The following is a 20,030-nucleotide window of genomic DNA, read 5'->3' as shown; positions in this document are numbered from 1 at the left end:
GGGTTAACACGGTATCCTCAGGAGTTGCCGATACAATTGACCGGCTTGATCGTGCTCTCAACAGAAGGAACCATCACATGGCACATACTCTTCCCCCCCTGCCTTACGAACTCGACGCCCTGGCGCCGCACATCTCCAAGGAAACGCTGGAGTTCCACTACGGCAAGCATCACCAGACGTACGTCACGAATCTGAACAACCTGATCCCGGGCACGGAATTCGAAACGCTGTCGCTGGAAGACATCGTGAAGAAGTCCTCGGGTGGCATCTTCAACAACGCCGCTCAGGTCTGGAACCACACCTTCTACTGGAACAGCCTGGCTCCCAAGGCCGGCGGCGCTCCCACCGGCGCGCTGGCTGACGCCATCAACGCCAAGTGGGGCAGCTTCGACGCCTTCAAGGAAGCCTTCAACAAATCGGCTGCCGGCAACTTCGGTTCGGGCTGGACCTGGCTGGTCAAGAAGGCCGACGGCTCGGTCGACATCGTCAACACCAGCAACGCCGCCACCCCGCTCACGACGGCCGACAAGCCGCTGCTCACCTGTGATGTCTGGGAACACGCGTACTACATCGACTACCGCAACGCGCGTCCCAAGTATCTGGAGAATTTCTGGGCACTGGCAAACTGGGATTTTGCGGCGAAGAACTTCGCCTGATTTCCAGTTCCGGGCGCCATGCGGCCCCCGCGCCGCACCCCGTGAAAACGACCCCTCGCCCCGGCGAGGGGTTTTCTTTCGTTCAGGAAAAATTCAGTTTCAAAAACCCGTGTCGACTGTCGATTTCATTACACGAAACTGACACGGGAACTGGCTTCTCTTCAGGGTAAGCCCTAAGCCAAACGTCGCTATCGTTTCCTCCGGCCTGCGCCTCTACCCCGGAGCGCAGGGCTGCGGCAGCGCCGCTACAAGCCGGGGCACTCACAGGGAAGGGAAGCATGTTGCGGTTATTTTCGGGAATGCGCATCGGGTCACGCCTGACGGGCGCGTTTTTGCTGGTGGCGGTGATAGGCGGTGCGATCGGGGCGTTCGGCGTATGGGGGCTGTCGCGCATCAATGAAATGAATGACAGGCTTTACGACACCGAACTGCGCGGCATTTCGGATCTGAAGGAAGCCAACCTCAACCTCATCTACGCGGGGCGTGCGCGTAACGCCTACCTGGCCGCCTCCTCCGAGGACGCGCGGCTGGCGCTGCGCAAGCAGTTCGACGATGCGGTCAAGACCATGGACGGGTTGCGGGACAAGGCAGCCGAGAATTTCTACGGCGAACCGGCCAAGCGCCTGCTGGCGCAATTCAATGAAACGGAGCAGGCATGGAAGCGCGAGGCCATGGCGTTCTTCGAGGCGGCCAAGTCGCAGCCGCTGACGCAGACCGACGCACGCGTGGCCGAGACCGACAAGCGCGTCATCGCGACGTCGCAAAAGCTCGATGACCTGATGACCGACCTGGCGGTCAACAAGGAAAAGTCCGCCGAGCTTTCCGTGCAGGACGGGACGGATCTCTACAACACGGTTCGCGCTGTCATGATCGCGCTTGCGATCGCCGGCGTGGCCATCGGCATGCTGCTGGGGTGGCTGGTGACGCGAGGCATCGTGCGTCCGCTGAGCGAGGCCGTGTCGGCGGCGCGCCAGGTGGCCGCGGGCGACCTGACTGCCGATATCCGCGTCGCCACGCGCGACGAAACCGGCGACCTGATGGCGGCGCTCAAGGCCATGAACGAAAGCCTGGCTCGCATCGTCAAGGACGTGCGCGACGGCTGCGAGAACATCGCTTCGGCGTCGTCCCAGATCGCACAGGGCAACTCCGACCTGTCGCAGCGCACGGAAGAGCAGGCGTCCTCGCTGGAAGAGACCGCGGCGTCGATGGAGCAACTGACCAGCACGGTGCAGCAAAACGCCAACAACGCCGGTGAAGCCGACCGTCTGGTCAGCCAGGCGTCCAGCGTTGCCGTGCGCGGCGGCGAAGTGGTCGAAGGCGTGGTGCAGACCATGAGCGCAATTTCCGACAGCTCGCGCCGCATCGCCGACATCACGGGCGTGATCGACGGCATTGCATTCCAGACCAACATCCTGGCGCTCAACGCCGCGGTGGAAGCCGCGCGTGCGGGCGAGCAGGGACGCGGCTTTGCTGTCGTGGCGGGCGAGGTGCGCACGCTTGCCCAGCGTTCCGCCGTGGCCGCCAAGGAGATCAAGGCCTTGATCGATGAATCCGTGACTCGCGTCGAAGGCGGCACGCGTCAGGTCGACGAAGCCGGACGCACGATGCGCGAAGTGGTCGACAGCGTGCGCCAGGTTGCAACCCTGGTGCGCGAGATCTCGGGCGCTTCGGAAGAGCAATCGGCCGGCATCGGCCAAGTGAATCAGGCCGTGTCGCAGATGGACGCCGTGACCCAGCAGAACGCCGCGCTGGTCGAGGAAGCGGCAGCGGCCGCAGCCAGCATGCAGGAGCAGGCCACCCGCCTGGCGCAGGAAGTGCGCCGCTTCAAGGTCGATGCGGGCGGCGCGACGGCGGTTCAGGCGCAAGCCCGGTTGCTGCCGTCGGAACGCACCGCCGCGCGCAAGCCCGCCGCTGCCGCGCAGGCCGCGCGCCCGGTGCAGGCCCGGCCGGCGCTGGCCAACGCCTCGCAGGACGACGACTGGTCGTCCTTCTAAGGCGGCCGACCCCGCGACAGGTGGCGGCCGTTCGGTTACGGGTCAGGCGGGGATGGTATGGTTGGCAACCCGCCACACCACCCATTTCTCGTCCATGCCCCTGCCCGACCCCGTCCGCCGCGTCATTGCCCGAACACGCCGGCTCACGCGCCGCAAGGTGCGTCAGGTCAACCGGCTGTCACGCAAAAGCGTGCAACTGGGGCTGCTGCTGGGTGGCGCCGCGCTGGTGGCGCTCATGTCGCTGGGTTTTGCCTATCTTGCCGACAAGGCGCTGGCCTGGAACCGGCAGTGGGTGGCTTACAACGGATGGCTCGCGCTGCTGGTGATGCCTTTCGGCCTCGCCGCCTTGCGCTGGCTCACGTTGCGCTTCGCGCCCAATGCCTCGGGCAGCGGCATTCCCCAGGTCATTGGCGCGTTGTCGCTGCCGCCGGGGCCCAGCCAAAGCAGCCTGGTGTCCTTGGCGCAAAGCCTCTGGAAAATCCCGTTGGCGTTCTTTGGCATGCTGGCGGGCGCGTCGATTGGCCGCGAGGGGCCTTCGGTGCAGGTCGGCGCAGCGCTGATGCTGGCATGGGGCGACTTCTGGAAGCGCCGCGGCCTGCAGTTGCGCGGTTTTCACGCCAACGAGCTGATCGCCGCGGGCGCCGCGGGCGGCTTGGCCGCGGCGTTCAACGCGCCGCTGGCCGGGGTCATCTTCGCGATCGAGGAACTGGGCCGCGGCACGGTGCTGCGCTGGCAGCGCCTGGTGCTGATCGGCGTATTGGCCGCCGGCTTTCTGGTCGTGGCCGTTGAAGGCAACAATCCCTATTTCGGCGTGTTCGGCGGCGCGCCGCTGTCCCAGAACATGCTGATGTGGATCGTCATCTGCGGCGCGCTCAACGGCGCGCTGGGCGGCATCTTCGCCCGCCTGCTGGGCAAGGGCCCCGTCCTGGCGGCGCCGCAATCGTGGCGCGGCTGGATCCGGGCGCATCCGATCTGGACGGCGTTCATCATGGGCCTGGCCCTGGCGGTCATCGGCCTGTGCACTGCGGGCAGCGTCTACGGCACCGGCTACGCCGCCGCCGCCGATCTGCTCAACGGGAAGGACTCGGTGGTGCCGGACGGGTTTGGCATCGCCAAGCTGTTCGCGACCGTGGCGTCGTACTGGGCGGGCATTCCCGGCGGCATCTTCACGCCGGCGCTGACCACGGGCGCGGGCATCGGCCACCACATCTGGGAGCTCGCGGGCAACGGCGTCGACCAGCGCGTGCTGGTATTGGTGTCGATGGCCGCCTTTCTGGCGGCCGCCACGCAGGCGCCGTTGACGGCCAGCGTGGTGGTGATGGAAATGACTGGCAGCCAGCCCATGCTGTTCTGGCTGCTGGTGGCGTCGCTGCTGGCGTCCGGCGTGTCGCGCCAATTCTGCCCGCAACCGTTCTACCATCTGGCGGCCGGCCGTTTCCGTCGGCAAGCCATCGTCGAGGCGGGCCGCGCGGCCAAGGCCGGGACGCCCTGATCGCGTGCATGGGTGCCCGTTTTCGGGCGCCGCACAGCGGCCTAATGTGAACGTCCATTGGACACTGTCCGTGCAGCGGACATCCGTGCGGCGCACCAACTTGGCGCGAAACCGCTGCGTTAAGATCGTCCGATCCCGAGTTCTTTCACTTCACTCCGAGCTTCCCATGACCGTGAATGCCTTTATCTGTGATGCGATCCGTACCCCCTTCGGCCGCTATGGCGGTGCGCTGGCTTCCGTGCGGCCCGACGATCTGGCTGCCGTAGCCATCAAGGCCCTCGTGGCGCGCAACCCCGGCGTGCGCTGGGAAGAACTCGACGACGCCATCATGGGCTGCGCCAACCAGGCGGGCGAAGACAACCGTAACGTGGCCCGCATGGCCACGCTGCTGGCCGGCCTGCCGATCGAAGTGCCCGGCGCTACCGTCAACCGCCTTTGCGGCTCCGGCCTGGACGCCATCGGCACCGCCGCGCGCGCCATCCGCGCCGGTGAAGCCGGCCTGATGCTGGCTGGTGGCGTGGAAAGCATGAGCCGCGCCCCGTTCGTCATGGGCAAGGCTGATAGCGCCTTCTCGCGCAGCGCCGCCATCTACGACACCACCATTGGCTGGCGGTTCATCAACAAGCTGATGAAGGCGCAATACGGCGTGGACTCGATGCCCGAGACCGCCGAAAACGTCGCCGACGACTTCAACATCAGCCGCGCCGACCAGGATCTGTTCGCGCTGGCCAGCCAGCAAAAGACCGCTCGCGCACAAAAGGAAGGCGTCTTCGACGCCGAGATCGTGCCCGTGTCGATCGCCCAGAAGAAGGGCGATCCCATCGTCGTGTCCAAGGACGAGCACCCGCGTGAAACGTCGCTGGAGTCGCTGGCCAAGCTCAAGGGGGTGGTCCGCGAAGGCGGCAGCGTCACCGCCGGCAATGCGTCGGGCGTGAACGACGGCGCCGCCGCGCTGCTGCTGGCCGACGAAAAGGCCGCCGCCCGTCATGGCCTGACCCCGCGCGCCCGCGTGGTCGGCATGGCGACCGCCGGCGTCGCGCCGCGCATCATGGGTATCGGCCCGGCGCCCGCCACGCAAAAGGTGCTGGCCCAGACCGGCCTGACGCTGGATCAGATGGACGTGATCGAACTGAACGAAGCGTTTGCCGCGCAGGGCCTGGCCGTGCTGCGTCAGCTCGGCATCGCCGACAACGACCCGCGTGTGAACCCGAACGGCGGCGCCATCGCCCTGGGCCATCCGCTCGGCGCCAGCGGCGCGCGTCTGGCCACCACGGCCATTAACCAGCTTCATCGCACCGGTGGCCGCTATGCCCTGTGCACGATGTGCATCGGTGTCGGCCAAGGCATCGCGCTGATCGTCGAACGCGTGTAAGGCAATGACCCCGGGCGGACAGTACCTGCCGCCCCAACGACAAGGGAGCCCTCGGGCTCCCTTTGTCGTGTATCGGTGCTGACAGATGCCGGCCGAATCAAGGCAGCCCGTCCAGCTTCTTGCCCGCGGAGATGCCGTGGGCGTCGAACCACCCCTGCGCCATCTCCAGCGCGTAGCGCACGGGCTTTTTCGCGCAATGGGGATCTTCGGTCTGCGGCGCCATGTCCTCGATGTTGACGATCGTGCCGTCGTCGGCGATAAAGGCAATCGACAGGGGCAGCAGTGTGTTGCGCATCCAGAAGCACTGCACGTCCGGGCGGTCAAAGACGAACAGCATGCCGTCGTTGCCCGGCAGTTCCCTGCGGAACATCAGGCCGTCGCGCCGCGTGGCATCCGTGTCTGCGACTTCCGCGCGGATAATATGGATGCCTGCCGACAGCTGGGTGGTCGGCAGCTTGGGTTGCGGACCGGTCTGTTGCTGGGCGCCGGCCGGCAAGGGCAGGGCGGCGGTTGCGAACGCGATGGCCGCGGCGGCAATCACCGAACCCTTGCGCCCCGCCGCAGTTCCCGCTGACGATGCCTTGGTGAACGTTGTTTTGAACAGTGAGCGCACAATGGGAAACAAAACGGCAATCTTCAGCATGGTCCGGCGGAGTAATTAGAAAATAACAAGGCGGGGCCCGAAAGCCCCGCCTGGATAATGGCGCAACCTTACCGTTGCGCTTTAAAGGGTAACTCAGGCTGCCGTAATATTGAGCGCCTGTTTGCCTTTAGGCCCCTGGATAATCTCGAAGGCCACTTTCTGGCCTTCTTTCAGGGTTTTAAAACCATTCATCTGGATGGACGAGAAATGGGCGAACAGATCTTCACCGCCATCGTCGGGCGTAATGAAGCCAAACCCCTTTGCATCGTTGAACCATTTGACGGTGCCCGTCGATTTGGGATTGTCCCCTTGGACGGCGGTTGCGGTCGTATCAGACATGCGGCCTGCCTCATTGAATCGTATGTTGACAGAAGGGCATTGTGGTCTAGACCCCTGTCCCCCCTCCGGCTTCCTGGCAGATTTTCGGTGAATTGAAAACCCCAGAATGCGTGGATAATGCGCCGCTTTTCTTGACCTAGTCAAGTATGGATACTACGTATTTCTGCGTGTAATTTTCAGTAAGTTGAGTGGTTGCCGTCCCCAGTTTAAATAGAATACCCGCCCTATGAGTTCTACCTTGGATTCCCAGCATGACTTGGTCGTCGAAAAGGCGCCGGCTCGCGCTGCGCCGCCACCGATGTACCAGGTGCTGCTGCTCAATGACGACTACACCCCTATGGAGTTCGTCGTGAAAGTGCTGCAGAAATTCTTCAATAAGAATCAGGAAGAGGCGACGCGGATCATGCTGCAGGTCCATCACGAAGGTCGAGGCGTCTGCGGTGTTTACCCGCGCGACCTCGCGGCCACGCGCATCGCGCAGGTCGGTCAATATGCGCGGGCGCGCCAGCACCCGTTGCAGTGCGTGATGGAACCGGTTTGAAAACGAAAAAAGACAGCGCCGCCAGCAATGGCGGCGTTGTGCTGCCGATTGCATCCGGATGACGGGATGAACGGTTTTGCCGCGTAACGGGAAGCGCGCGGCGCATGCGGGTCGGCAGCTCCGCCGCTAAGGAGCGTTGCATTCTAGTGGGCGGGGAGGGTTTCGCCGTGAGTGGAAAGTTCAACAAGACCTGGCTGGCAGTAGCCGGGGTCGCGGTCTTGGCCGGCGCCCTTGGCGTGGGCTGGTGGATGGGCAAGGGACAGCAGCCGGCAACGCCGGCCGCTGTTCCGGCGGCGCAGACGGCAACTGCCGCTGCCCCGCAGGCGGCGAACGGCGGTGCGCCAGCGCTGCCGGCCACTGCAACGGTGGGTGCCGCGGATCCCTTCGCCGCGTTGAACTGCCAGCCTCGCCAATACAACGATGCCTTGTCGCTGGCCGTGACCTTCACGCAGCCAGTGGATGCCAAGAGCAATCTGGATGCCTTCCTTCAGGTGACCGACACGGGTTCGACTGCGGGCAAGGCCGACGAGGACAGCGAATCGGCCGCCGCGGCGGGCCAGCAGCCGGCCTCCGTGCGTCCTGGCGATTCCGCGCCCAAGGGCAAGATCGTCAAGGGCAACTGGGTCGTCGGCGACAACCCGCGTGTCGTGTACTTCCCCTACGTGCAGCCGCAGCGCTCGTACGCCATCACGGTCCGCTCGGGCCTGCCGGGCGCGGGCGAGAAGGTCGCGCTGGCCGAGGCCTCGCATTGCGAAGTCAGCACGCAGGCCATGCCGCCTTCGTTCTACTTCGCCAGCCGCGGCGTGGTACTGCCCGCCGGCCAGAACGGCGGCCTGCCGGTGGCCACGGTCAACGTGCCCGAAGTCGACGTGCAATTCCTGCGCGTATCGCCCGAACGTGTGCCCGAACTCTTCGACACCGTGTTGGGCGTGGGCCGCACCCCGGCCGCCTCGGACGACGAGGACGACAACGGCTACGACGAGAACGACTGGCGCTATGCCGGCAACCGCAGCCTGAAGGGCTCGGTCAGCAACTGGGACCTGGACCGGCTGAATTCGCTGACGACCAGCGTCTATCAGGGCCGCTTCATCACCGACGACAAGCCGAACCGCCGCCACGTCACGTTCCTGCCGGTCGAGGGCATCAAGGAACTGCAGGAGCCGGGCATCTATGTCGCGGTCATGAGCCAGCCTGGCCGGTTCCGTTACGAATATCAGGTCACCTATTTCTACGTCAGCGACATCGGGCTGCACGCGCGCCGTTATAGCGATCGCATCGAAGCGTATTCGGTGTCGCTGAAGTCCGGCCAGGCGATTTCGGGCGCCGTGTTCGAACTGGTGGACGGCGCCGGCAAGCCGCTGGCCAAGGCGGCTGCCGATGCGCAGGGCCATGTCCGCTTTGACGGCAGCTTTGCCAACGCGCGCGTCATCCGCGCCTCGCGCGACAAGGAAATGACCGTGCTGGCGCTGGGCGAGCCGGCGCTGGACCTGTCCGAGTTCGACACGGGCGGCCACGCGTCGCGCGCCAACAATCTGTTCGTCTATGCGGGCCGCAACCTGTACCGCCCTGGCGAAACGTTCCATGTGTCGGTGCTCCCGCGCGACCTGGACGGCCGTGTGCTGACGCCGTCGCCGCTGACCGCCACGATCAAGCGCCCCGATGGCCGCACGGTGCAGACCGCACTTTGGCAGCCGCAGAAGGACCTGCCCGGCTACGTCGAGCGGGCAATCGATCTGCCGCTGGATGCGCAGACCGGCACGTGGATGCTGGAGTTGCGCGTCGATCCGGCCTCGCGCGCCCCGGATGCGTCCTGGAAATTCCAGGTTGAAGAATTTTTGCCCGAACGCATGAAGATGGCGCTGACCTCGGGCCAGGACGTGTTGTCCCCCGACGAGGAACTGACCGTCGATGTGCAGGGCGATTACCTGTACGGCGCGCCTGCGGCGGGCAACCGCCTGTTGGCCACCTTCCAGGTCAAGCGTGACCGCTTCGCGCTGGCCCAGCAATGGCCCGGCTTCATCTTTGGCGACGTGGCCGACGATACGCGGCGCAGCTTTGGCGAATTGCCGGAAACCGCGCTGGACGACAAGGGCCGCGCGCAACTGGACGTGAACCCGAACGCCTCCGGCACGCATTCGCCGATGAAGGTACGCGTGTCGGCCAGCCTGCTGGAATCCGGCGGCCGCCCGGTGGTGCGCTCCATCGAACGCACCGTCTGGCCCGCCGACAAGCTGATCGCCGTGCGCCCGCAGTTCGACAGCGACGTGGCCCGCGAGAACGCGCCGGCCGGCTTTGAAGTGATCCGCGCCAACGCGCAGGGCAAGGTCGAACCGCTTGCGCAGGCGCAAATGCGCCTGTTCCGCGAAGAGCGCCAATACTATTGGCGCTTCGACGACCAGCGCGGCTGGAACAGCGGCTATACCGAAACCGAGGAACTGGTCGATTCGCGCGAAATTGCGCTGAAGGATCGCACCCAGCTGACGGTGCCGGTCAAGTGGGGCCGTTACCGCCTGGAAATCACGGATCCGGATACCGGCGAAACGATGCGCTATCGCTTCTATGCCGGCTGGAATGCGCAGGACGCCGACGCGATGGGCAACCGTCCCGACCGCGTGCAGATGAAGCTGGAAGGCGTGCCGGCCAAGCCGGGCGACACCGTCAAGCTGACGCTCACGCCGCCGCATGACGGCCAGGCGCTCATCACCGTCGAAGGCGACCGCATGTTGTGGTCCAAGTGGGTGGCGGTGAAGGCGACCGGCACCGAGGTGGAGATTCCGGTCGACAAGGAATGGAAGCGTCACGACCTGTACGTGGCGGCCGCGGTATTCCGCCCGGGCAGTGAAGGCGACCGCGTCACGCCGGCCCGTGCGCTGGGCCTGGCATTCCTGCCGATCGCCAGCGCCGACCGCAAGCTGGACGTCAAGCTCACCGCCGCGCCCAAGGTCGTGCCGGAGACGAAGACGACCGTGCGCGTGAAGGTCGACGGCGCGCAGGGCAAGCAGGCGATGGTGACGCTGTCCGCGGTCGACGTGGGCATCCTCAACATCAACCAGTACGCCACGCCCGATCCGCTGGATTACTTCTTCGGCAAGCACCGCTACGCGCCCGAGTTGCTGGACATGTACGGCAAGCTCATCGAAAAGATGGACGGCACCAAGGGCAAGCTGAAGTGGGGCGGCGACGCGGCGATGCGCGGCGACAGCAAGAGCCTGCCCAAGAAGGTCAAGCTGGTGGACCTGTTCTCGGGGCCCGTTGCGCTGAACGCGCAGGGCGAGGCCGACATCCCGCTGGACCTGCCCGATTTCAACGGCACCCTGCGCCTGATGGCCGTTGCGTTCACGCCCGACAACTACGGCAGCACCGACGCCGAAATGGTGGTGGCCGCGCCGATCGTGGCCGAACTGAACACCCCGCGTTTCATCACGCCGGGCGACCAGGCCGCCATTGCGCTGGACGTCACCAACCTGAGCGGCGCCGAGCAGAAGATCTCGGTCAAGCTCGAGGCGCTGGATCCGCTGGCCATCGTCGATGGCGTGCGCACCGTCACGCTGAAGGACAAGCAGCGCACGACCCTGCGCTTCACGGCCACCACCACCGGTTCGTACGGCCTTGGCCTGATGCGCCTGACGGTGGACGGGCAGGGCGGCGCCAAGCCTGTGCACATCGTGCGCGAGTCCGTGCTGCAGGTGCAGCCGGCGCACGCGCCCGAACGCCAGGTTCGGCGTCTGCGCCTGAATCCGGGCGAATCGCAATCGGCGCAGGCATCGTGGGTCGCGTCCTACTACCCGGACTCCACCACCGTCAGCCTCACGGTGTCCAACCGTCCGCCGTTCAACGTCAACCGCCTGGTCGAGGACCTGCTCAACTATCCGTACGGATGCACCGAGCAGACCATCAGCGCAACCATGCCGTGGGTGATGCTCGATGAGGAGTCGGCCAAGCAGTTCGGCCTGAAGCCGCGCACCCAGGCCGAGCGCGCCGCCAAGGTGGCGGGCGCCATTGGCCGCCTGTCCGGCATGCGCAATTCGGTGGGTTCGTACAACCTCTGGAGCGGCTCGTCCTCGCGCGATGTGTGGCTGACGGCCTATGCGGTCGGCTTCATGCAGGACGCCCGGGACCGCGGTTTCGACGTGCCCGAATCGTCGCTGGACCGTTCCCGCACCTGGCTGCTGGAACAGGTGCAGCAGAGCACGGGCGCGTTCGGCACGTGGTCGGCCAACCTGCGCCGCAACGTCGAGGCCAACCGCATCGACAGCAGCGACGCCAACGTGCTGCGCGAAGACCATCGCCGCTTCGCCGGCCTGGCCACCGCCGCGCTCGTGCTGGCGCGCGACAAGAAGGCTCCGTTGTCGACGGTGCGTCAGCTCTTTGACAACTACCAGGAACGCGCGCGTTCGCCGCTGCCGCTGGTGCAACTGGCTGCCGCCTTCAAGCTGATGGGCGACGAAGGGCGCATGAAGCAGGCGCTCGACCTGGCCATGACGCGGGCCTATGGCATCAACATCAACAACCGCAGCAGCGCCTACTACGACGAATGGATGGGCGATTACGGCAGCAGCGTGCGCGACTACGCGCTGTCCTATGCGCTGGTTTCGCAGTACGAGTTGCGTCACGAGCGCAGCGAAAACCTGCTGAACCAGCTCTCCAGCCGCCTGGGCAATCGTTCGTACCTGTCCACGCAGGAACAGATGGCGCTTCTGTTGGCCGCGCGTGCCGCGGGCGGCAGCAAGAACACGCCGTGGGAAGCCGTGCTGACCGTCAATGGCGAGCGCAAGCCGCTGTCCGGCGGCAAGAGCGACCAGACGGTCTCGCTGGCCGCGGCGGACCTGGCGGGCACGCAGCTCCAGAACACCGGCAGCCAGTCTCTGTTTGTCGAGTACGACATCCAGGGCAGCCCGACCGCGACCCCCGCGCCGCGCAACGACATCATCCAGCTCAAGCGCGGCTGGTACCGTCCGGATGGCCGCCCGTGGGATGGCGGCACGCTGCAGACCGGCGACATGCTGGTGGTGTGGGTCCAGGCCAGCGCCAACCAGAACATCCCGGACGGGCTGCTGGTTGATCGCGTGCCGGCGGGCTTCGAGGTCGAAAACCTGAACCTGTCGCAGAGCCCCGAGATGCAGGATTGGAAGATCGGCGGACGCCGCGTGGCCGACGCCATGTCGGATTCCAACATCAAGCATCGCGAGTTCCGCGACGACCGCTATGTGGCGGCGGTATCGCTGGGCCGTGGCAAGGTGGACGTGTTCTATCTGGTGCGCGTCGTGACGCCGGGCCGCTATGCGGTGCCGTCGACGGTGGCCGAGGATATGTACCGCCCCGAAATCCGCGGCGTGGGTGAGCAATGGAGCACGGTCGAAATCCGCGATCGCGGCGCCAAGCGTCCTTGAACGCCGCCGCCGCACCCGGGGCGGGCGCATCGCGCGCCCGCCGCTGGCGGCGGCGCGGCATCTTCGCGGCCAGCGCGTTGTCAGCGCTGGCCGCGTTGTTATTCGCGCTGGACCGCCTGTATCCGCTGCCCCCCATCGACTCGGGCGGGGCGGCGGTCGTCGTCGCGGCCGATGGCACGCCACTGCGCAACTATCCCAGCCGCGACGGCATCTGGCGTTATCCGGTCCAGCCCGGCCAGGTCTCGCCCCGCTACCTGGAAACCTTGCTCACCTATGAGGACCGCTGGTTCTACTGGCATCCGGGGGTGAACCCCGTGGCCCTCGCGCGTGCCGGGTGGCAGTGGGCCACCAACCGCCGCATCGTGTCGGGCGGATCGACGCTGACCATGCAGGTGGCGCGGCTGATCGATCCGCAGCTTGCCGGCAAGCCGTCGCGCACGATGTCGGCCAAGCTGCGGCAGGCCTGGCGCGCCGTGCAGCTTGAAATGCACTACAGCAAGGACGAGATCCTGTCCCTGTACCTGACGCATGCGCCCATGGGCGGCATCGTCGAGGGCGTCGAAATGGGTTCGCGGCTGTGGCTGGGCAAGCCCGCCCGCGACCTGGGGCCCGCCGAAGCCGCCATGCTGACTGCCTTGCCGCAGGCGCCGTCGCGGCTGCGCCCCGACCGCCACCCCGAAGCCGCTCAAGCCGCGCGCGACAAGGTACTGGACCGCATGGCCGAACTGGGCCGCTGGACACCTGCCGAGGTGGCCGACGCCAAGATCGAGACCGTGATTGCGCCGCCGCTCAGGGCGCGCTGGTTGGCGCCCCTGGCCGCGCAGCGCCTGCTGCTGGAGGCGGGCGGCCCGCGCCGCGCTGGCGGACGGCCGCCACTCGTCACGTCCACGCTCGATGCCGACATGCAGGCGTCGGTGGAACAAATGTTGCTGGACCGGGTCGATAACCTTCCGCCCAAGGTATCGATGGCGGTGCTGGTCATGGACAACGACTCGCTGGAGGTCAAGGCTTACGCCGGATCGGCAGATTTTTCCGACGATTCCCGTTACTCGCATGTGGACATGGTGCGCGGCGTGCGTTCGCCGGGTTCCACGCTGAAACCGTTCCTGTATGCGCAGGCGTTGGACGAGGGGCTGATCCACTCGGAAAGCCTGCTGATGGACGCGCCCATGTCGTTTGGCGGGTACGCGCCCGGCAATTTCCAGGCGGCGTTCGCCGGCCCGGTGAGCGTGGCGCAGGCCTTGCAGCGGTCGCTCAATGTGCCCGCCGTGGACCTGCTGGATCGGGTCGGACCGGTCAGTTTTGCCTCGGTTATGCTGGCGGGAGGCGTGAAGTTACGTATGCCCGCAGGGGCGGAGCCGAATCTGAGCTTGATTTTGGGCGGGGGCGGCACCACATTGGAAGAACTGGTCGGCGCTTATCGCGCGCTGGCCCGGGGCGGCGTCTCGGGGCGGCCCCGCCTGACGGCGGAGCAACCCCTTGTCGAGTCCCGTATGATGAGTCCTGGCGCGGCCTGGATCGTCCGGGACATCCTCGAAGGCGGTGGACACCCGGACCGGCCGTTCTACCAGTCGGGCAGCCCCGGACGGCAACTGGCCTGGAAAACCGGGACCAGTTTCGGCTTCCGGGACGCCTGGGCGGTCGGAGTGACCGACAGATGGACGATCGGCGTATGGGTCGGCAGACCCGACGGTACGCCGAACCCGGGATTTTTCGGGGCGAATGTGGCGGCGCCGCTACTGCAAGACATTGTGGCGGCGTTGCCGGAAGGCGCCCAGCAGGTCCGAGTCAGGCCCGAAACGGTGCAGGCGGTGGTGACATGCTGGCCCCTGGGTTACAGGCTGGGCAGCGGGCCCTCGGGCGCGTGTCCCGAGCAGAGGGCCGCCTGGATGCTCAATGAAACGGCGCCGCCTTCGTTTGCGGGCTACGCCGATGCCACCCAGGGACCGCTGCGGCTCGGCGGCGTGGCCAACGGTTCGGTGCTGCGGCCCGTGCCCGGCATGCGGCAAGTTGCGCTGGACGTCGACGTCCAGGGCGCTGAAGGCGAAGTATGGTGGATGCTCGACGGTCGTGTCGCAAGTCATGGCGCCGCGGGTCATCCGTTTAATTTGGTGCTGGCGCACGACGGCCGGTATACGCTAACCGTCATGGATACACATGGCCGGCACGACAGCGTGGTTTTTGAAATCGCTGGCGTTACGCCATGATCGGCATAGAATATGAATCGTGTATTAGCCCGCTTCGATGCGTTACGGAGGAAGCGTGATTTCTCAAGAGCTTGAAGTCAGCCTGCATATGGCTTTCGTCGAGGCCCGTTCGGCCCGGCACGAATTTATTACCGTCGAGCACCTGCTGCTCGCCTTGCTCGACAACGCTTCGGCGGTCGAGGTCCTGCGCGCGTGCGCGGCCAACCTGGATGACCTGCGCCGCAACCTGCGCCAGTTCGTCTCGGAAAACACCCCGGTGATCCCCAGCGGCGCCGAAGTCGACACGCAGCCCACGCTAGGTTTCCAGCGCGTCATTCAGCGCGCGATCATGCATGTTTCGGCCGGCGGCACGGGCAAGAAGCCCGTCACGGGCGCGAACGTGCTGGTGGCCATTTTTGGCGAAAAAGACTCGCATGCCGTGTACTACCTGCAACAGCAGGGTGTCACGCGTCTGGACGTGGTCAATTTCCTGTCTCATGGCATTACCAAACAGCCGCAGGTGGAGTCCGCCGCCGTGCAGAAAGAGCAACAGCCCAATGGTGAAGAGCAAGGCGATTCTCGGCAGTCGCCGCTGGATCAGTACGCCACCGACCTGAATGCCGCCGCGCTTGCGGGCCGGATCGATCCCCTGATCGGCCGCGAGCACGAAGTCGAGCGCGTCATCCAGGTGCTGTGCCGCCGCCGCAAGAACAACCCGCTGCTGGTGGGCGAGGCCGGCGTTGGCAAGACCGCCATCGCCGAAGGCCTGGCCTGGCGCATCACGCGCGGCGAAGTGCCTGAAATCCTTCAGGCCGCTCAGGTCTATTCGCTGGACATGGGCGCGCTGCTGGCCGGCACCAAGTACCGCGGCGATTTCGAGCAGCGCCTGAAGGGCGTGCTCAAGCAGATCCGCGGCAACCCCGACGCCATTCTGTTCATCGACGAAATTCACACGCTGATCGGCGCGGGTTCCGCATCGGGCGGCACGCTGGATGCCTCCAACCTGCTCAAGCCGGCCCTGTCGTCCGGGCAGTTGAAGTGCATTGGCGCCACCACCTATACCGAATACCGCGGCGTCTTCGAAAAGGATCACGCGCTGTCGCGCCGGTTCCAGAAGATCGACGTGGCCGAGCCCAGCATCGAGCAGACCGTGCAGATTCTGCGCGGCCTGAAGAGCCGCTTCGAAGAGCACCACAGCGTGCGCTATTCGGCCGCGGCGCTGTCGGCTGCCGCTGAATTGTCGGCCCGCTTCATCAACGACCGTCACCTGCCCGACAAGGCCATCGACGTGATCGACGAGGCCGGCGCCGCCCAGCGCCTGCTGCCGCGTTCGCGCCAGAAGAAGGTGATCGGCAAGGTCGACATCGAAAACATCGTTTCCAAGATCGCGCGCATTCCGCCGCAGTCCGTCTCCAACGACGACCGCAGCAAGCTCGCCACGCTGGACCGCGACCTGAAGACGGTGGTGTTCGGCCAGGACGGCGCCATCGATGCGCTGTCCGCCGCCATCAAGATGGCGCGTTCGGGCCTGGGCAAGCCGGAAAAGCCGATCGGCGCCTTCCTGTTGTCCGGCCCCACCGGGGTGGGCAAGACCGAAGTGGCGCGACAGCTGGCCTTCACGCTGGGCGTCGAACTGCTGCGCTTTGACATGTCCGAGTACATGGAACGTCATGCGGTGTCGCGCCTGATTGGCGCGCCGCCGGGGTACGTGGGCTTCGACCAGGGCGGCTTGCTCACCGAAGCCATCACCAAGCAGCCGCATTGCGTGCTGCTGCTCGACGAAATCGAGAAGGCGCACCCGGATGTGTTCAACATCCTGCTGCAGGTCATGGACCACGGCACGCTGACCGACAACAACGGCCGCAAGGCAGACTTCCGCAACGTCATCCTCATCATGACGACCAACGCGGGCGCCGAGACCTTGAACCGTCCGTCGATCGGTTTTGCGAATTCGCGGATGGTGGGCGACGAAATGGCGGAAATCCGCCGCATGTTCACGCCTGAATTCCGCAACCGCCTGGACGCGATCATCCCGTTTGCCGCGCTGGACCACGAGGTCATCATGCGCGTGGTCGACAAGTTCCTCATGCAGCTGGAAGACCAGCTGCACGAGCGCCGCGTGGAAGCAGTCTTTACCACGCGCCTGCGTGAACACCTTGCCAAGGAGGGGTTCGATCCGCTCATGGGCGCGCGTCCCATGCAACGCCTCATTCAGGACACCATCCGGCGCGCGCTGGCCGACGAGCTGCTGTTCGGCAAGCTGGTCGACGGCGGTTCGGTCACGGTGGATCTGGACGAGTCGGGCAAGGTCACGCTGGATTTTGACGAAAGCGGCAAGCCGCCTTCGTCGGACGCGCCGGATAAGCAGGAAGTCGAACTCGTCGACTGATGACCGCGGACCGCCAGCCGCTGATCGAGTGCGAACACTGCGCAAGCATTTATCGCCGACATCAGCTTGAACCTGGCGAGACCGCCAATTGTGCCCGCTGCGGCGCCGTGCTCTGGCGCTACAGCGGGCTTACTTTGTCCAATTGGCTGGCTCTCGCCATCACTGCCCTGATCGTCTTCGGGGTTGCCAACGCCTACCCGGTCGCGTCGATGTCCGTGCAAGGCATGGTCCAGCAGGCTTCGCTGCTGGACGCCATTTCCATCACCTGGCGCCAAGGCCATTGGGTGGTCTCCATCATGACCGGCCTGGCCGGTTTCGCGCTGCCGCTGCTGCAGCTGACCGTGCTGCTGTGGGTGTTGGGGCCGCTGTCGCAACACCGCGAGCCCGCCGGGTTTCATGGCGCGATGCGCCTGTTGGGAATTTTGCGGCCGTGGTGCATGGTGCCGGTGTTTCTTCTGGGCGTGCTGGTCGCGGTGGTCAAGCTGGCCGGGATGGCCGCGGTGTCGCCGGGCATTGGGCTGGCCGCGTTCGGCATCCTGACCGTGCTGCTCACGATGCTGGGCAGGCTGTCGCCACACGTGCTGTGGCGGTATGCCGAATCCGTCGACGTGGTGCCCGTGCATGTGCCCGAGGCCGGGCCGGACGTCGTCTTGACCGGTTGCCACGTCTGCGGCCAGGTGCAGGCGCTGCCGCGGGATGCCGATCCCGAAGCGCACCATCACTGCGTGCGTTGCGACGCTGTGGTGCATTACCGCAAGCCCGATCACCTGGCGCGCACGTGGGCGCTGCTTTTGGCGGCCGTGGTGTTCTACATACCGGCGAACGTGCTGCCCGTGATGAACGTCAACTCGCTGCTTGGCGACAGCGCGCACACCATCCTGGGCGGCGTCGTCGAGCTGTGGCAGATGGGTTCCTGGGACATCGCGCTTATCGTCTTCATTGCCAGCGTGGCCGTGCCGCTGACCAAGCTGATGGCGCTGATTCTGCTGTTGCTGACCGAACAGTGGCGTAGCACAACCAATCTGGGGGCGCGTACGCGGTTGTATCAGATGGTTGAATTCATTGGCCAATGGTCAATGCTGGATGTTTTTGTCGTTATATTGCTGGCGGCTCTGGCAGACTTCAAAGGCCTGATGGAAATCAGCGCTGGCGCGGGCGCCGCCGCGTTTGGCGTGGTCGTCATCCTGACCATGCTCGCGGCCATGAGCTTCGACCTGCGCCGTAGCTGGGACCTGGAAGGTCAGGCCGAAATCGAATCAGCGCCGGTGGAGGGCCGGCATGCGCCGGTGTCTGCCACCGGCAAGCAAGCGGGCTAGGAAAGGCCTCGCGCCGTTGTTTTCCGCTCAGAACAAGGAAAAAGTAGATGTCCGAGCAAGCACCCGGATCCGGTGAAGAGAAGTTCGCGTCACCCGCGATCTCGCGCAAGAAGAAGAGCCGGATCTCCTGGATCTGGCTGGTGCCTGTAGTGGCCGCATTGATGGGCCTGTCGCTGGTCGTGCGGACCTGGATGCAGGCGGGCCCCGACATTTCGATTTCGTTCAATACCGCCGAAGGGCTGGAGGTGGGCAAGACCCAGCTTCGCTACAAGGACGTGAACATCGGCACGGTCAAATCCATCGGCTTCAATTCGGACCGCAGCAAGGTCGTCGTGAAGGCCGAACTAACCAAGGACGTTTCCGATCTGGCGCGCGAAGGCACCAACTTCTGGGTGGTGCGGCCGCGGCTGGACGTCAGCGGCGTATCGGGCCTGGGCACGCTGCTGTCCGGCGCCTATATCGGCGTGGACGCGGAAGAGGGCAAGGACGACACCGAACGGGCCACCAAGCTGTCTTTCGAAGGCCTGGAAACCCCGCCCGCCGTCACCCACGACCGCGCGGGCAAGCGCTTCATGCTCAAGGCGTCGGACCTGGGCTCACTGGATATCGGGTCGCCCGTCTATTTCCGCCGCATCAACGTGGGCCGCGTGATCGGTTATGCGTTGGACGAGAACGGCCGCGCCGTGAACGTCGAAGTATTCGTCGATGCGCCCAACGACAAATTTGTCACCAGCGGCACGCGCTTCTGGAACGCCAGCGGCGTGGACTTCAGCGTCAACGCCGACGGCCTGAAGGTGCGCACCCAGTCGCTCGTGTCGATGGCGGTGGGCGGTGTGGCCTTCGCAACCGTGCAGACCGCGCGCGACGGCGACACGCCGGCCCAGGCGGACTCCGAGTTCGACCTGTACGCCACCGAGGCCGCCGCCAAGGCCAACCCGGACGGCGAAGCCTTCCCCATCCGCATGCGCTTTGACCAGTCGATCCGCGGGCTGGCCGTGGGGGCGCCGATCGACTTCAACGGCATCACGCTGGGCGACGTCACGCAGATTACGCTGGATTTCGACCCCGAGACCAAGCGCTTCTATTCGCTGGTGGACGCCACGCTGTATCCCGAACGCCTTGGTCGCGTCTACGAAGAGGTGCGCGAGCGCGCGATCAAGGAAGGCGACGTGGCCGGCGGCCGCTTGCTGGGGGTGATGGTCAGGCATGGCCTGCGTGCGCAGCTGCGCACGGCCAACCTGCTGACCGGCCAGCTTTACGTGGTGCTGGACAACGTCCCGAACGCCAAGCCGGTCGAGTTCCAGATGTCTGAACCGGCGATCATCCCGACGGTGCCCGGCAATCTGGATCAGCTCCAGCAGCAGGTCACCAACATCGTCACCAAGATCGAGAAGATTCCATTCGACAAGATCGGCGAGGACCTGCGCGCCACGCTGGCCAGCACGTCCAAGCTGATGAACCGCCTGGACAAGCAGGTGGCGCCCGAAGCGCAGAAGGCGCTCAAGGCGGCCAAGGACTCGATGGCGAACATCAACTCGCTGCTGGCCACCGACGCTTCGCTGCCGGTCAATGCGGAACGGGCCATGCAGGAACTGAGCCGCGCCGCCCGTTCGCTGCGGGCGCTGGCCGATTTCCTGCAATCCAACCCTGAAGCCCTGCTGCGCGGCAGAGGCGACGACCCCATCCCGGGCGCCGGCCCAGTCAGGAACTAG

12 protein-coding genes are annotated in these 20,030 nt (G+C 65.6%); 10 read left to right on the top strand and 2 right to left on the bottom strand.

Features of this window, described 5'->3' with window-relative positions; all coding sequences use genetic code 11:
• The first annotated feature begins 77 nt into the window (after nt 1-77).
• The 4 genes from sodB (at nt 78) to pcaF (ending at nt 5,514) form a co-directional block, all read left to right on the top strand.
• Nucleotides 78-656 (top strand): superoxide dismutase [Fe], encoded by a 579-nt coding sequence (gene sodB / locus LN047_RS16870; RefSeq protein ID WP_056324270.1) that lies wholly within the window; start codon nt 78-80, stop codon nt 654-656.
• 278 nt (nt 657-934) lie between these two features.
• Nucleotides 935-2,650, top strand: a complete 1,716-nt coding sequence (locus LN047_RS16865) for a methyl-accepting chemotaxis protein (RefSeq protein ID WP_373979649.1) — start codon at nt 935-937, stop codon at nt 2,648-2,650.
• Nucleotides 2,651-2,744: 94 nt separating this feature from the next.
• Nucleotides 2,745-4,142 (top strand): chloride channel protein, encoded by a 1,398-nt coding sequence (locus LN047_RS16860; RefSeq protein WP_373982144.1) that lies wholly within the window; start codon nt 2,745-2,747, stop codon nt 4,140-4,142.
• A 166-nt stretch (nt 4,143-4,308) separates the two neighbouring features.
• Entirely contained in the window at nt 4,309-5,514 is a 1,206-nt protein-coding gene (gene pcaF, locus LN047_RS16855) for a 3-oxoadipyl-CoA thiolase (RefSeq protein WP_056324277.1), read from the top strand.
• A 97-nt stretch (nt 5,515-5,611) separates the two neighbouring features.
• Here the strand turns inward: pcaF and LN047_RS16850 are convergent, their stop codons facing one another.
• Together LN047_RS16850 and LN047_RS16845 are read right to left on the bottom strand one after the other, a co-directional pair.
• Complete coding sequence (locus LN047_RS16850; protein WP_373979647.1) at nt 5,612-6,157, bottom strand: DUF192 domain-containing protein; 546 nt, start codon at nt 6,155-6,157, stop codon at nt 5,612-5,614.
• 93 nt (nt 6,158-6,250) lie between these two features.
• On the bottom strand, nt 6,251-6,496 hold the full coding sequence (locus LN047_RS16845; RefSeq protein ID WP_006220277.1) for a cold-shock protein: 246 nt from the start codon (nt 6,494-6,496) through the stop codon (nt 6,251-6,253).
• 226 nt (nt 6,497-6,722) lie between these two features.
• On the opposite strand from LN047_RS16845, the gene clpS reads away from it, so the two are divergent.
• The 6 genes from clpS to LN047_RS16815 all read left to right on the top strand — a co-directional run bounded on the left by clpS (nt 6,723) and on the right by LN047_RS16815 (nt 20,030).
• A complete protein-coding gene (gene clpS, locus LN047_RS16840; RefSeq protein WP_056324280.1) occupies nt 6,723-7,037 on the top strand; it encodes an ATP-dependent Clp protease adapter ClpS in 315 nt (104 codons plus the stop codon).
• 167 nt (nt 7,038-7,204) lie between these two features.
• A complete protein-coding gene (locus tag LN047_RS16835; RefSeq protein ID WP_373979646.1) occupies nt 7,205-12,427 on the top strand; it encodes an alpha-2-macroglobulin in 5,223 nt (1,740 codons plus the stop codon).
• Nucleotides 12,424-14,634 carry a penicillin-binding protein 1C gene (pbpC, locus tag LN047_RS16830; RefSeq protein WP_373979645.1) on the top strand — a complete coding sequence of 737 codons (2,211 nt, stop codon included), beginning with the start codon at nt 12,424-12,426 and terminating at the stop codon, nt 14,632-14,634. Before LN047_RS16835 ends, pbpC begins: the two co-directional genes overlap by 4 nt.
• 55 nt (nt 14,635-14,689) lie before the next feature.
• Entirely contained in the window at nt 14,690-17,002 is a 2,313-nt protein-coding gene (gene clpA, locus LN047_RS16825; protein WP_062840793.1) for an ATP-dependent Clp protease ATP-binding subunit ClpA, read from the top strand.
• Nucleotides 17,002-18,318 carry a paraquat-inducible protein A gene (locus tag LN047_RS16820; protein WP_373979644.1) on the top strand — a complete coding sequence of 439 codons (1,317 nt, stop codon included), beginning with the start codon at nt 17,002-17,004 and terminating at the stop codon, nt 18,316-18,318. Before clpA ends, LN047_RS16820 begins: the two co-directional genes overlap by 1 nt.
• Nucleotides 18,319-18,365: 47 nt before the next feature.
• Complete coding sequence (locus LN047_RS16815; RefSeq protein ID WP_373979643.1) at nt 18,366-20,030, top strand: intermembrane transport protein PqiB; 1,665 nt, start codon at nt 18,366-18,368, stop codon at nt 20,028-20,030.

It is taken from the genome of Achromobacter sp. JD417 (assembly GCF_041879325.1).
Taxonomy (GTDB): domain Bacteria; phylum Pseudomonadota; class Gammaproteobacteria; order Burkholderiales; family Burkholderiaceae_B; genus Achromobacter; species Achromobacter mucicolens.
Note: the sequence above shows the minus strand (reverse complement) of the source record. Positions and strands in the feature narration are given on the sequence as shown.

Coding starts and splice junctions, on each gene's coding strand:
- LN047_RS16820 (WP_373979644.1), top strand. CDS start 17,002: ATGACCGCGGACCGCCAGCCGCTGATCGAGTGCGAACACTGCGCAAGC.
- clpS (WP_056324280.1), top strand. CDS start 6,723: ATGAGTTCTACCTTGGATTCCCAGCATGACTTGGTCGTCGAAAAGGCG.
- LN047_RS16850 (WP_373979647.1), bottom strand. CDS start 6,157: ATGCTGAAGATTGCCGTTTTGTTTCCCATTGTGCGCTCACTGTTCAAA.
- LN047_RS16865 (WP_373979649.1), top strand. CDS start 935: ATGTTGCGGTTATTTTCGGGAATGCGCATCGGGTCACGCCTGACGGGC.
- LN047_RS16815 (WP_373979643.1), top strand. CDS start 18,366: ATGTCCGAGCAAGCACCCGGATCCGGTGAAGAGAAGTTCGCGTCACCC.
- LN047_RS16860 (WP_373982144.1), top strand. CDS start 2,745: ATGCCCCTGCCCGACCCCGTCCGCCGCGTCATTGCCCGAACACGCCGG.
- pcaF (WP_056324277.1), top strand. CDS start 4,309: ATGACCGTGAATGCCTTTATCTGTGATGCGATCCGTACCCCCTTCGGC.
- sodB (WP_056324270.1), top strand. CDS start 78: ATGGCACATACTCTTCCCCCCCTGCCTTACGAACTCGACGCCCTGGCG.
- LN047_RS16845 (WP_006220277.1), bottom strand. CDS start 6,496: ATGTCTGATACGACCGCAACCGCCGTCCAAGGGGACAATCCCAAATCG.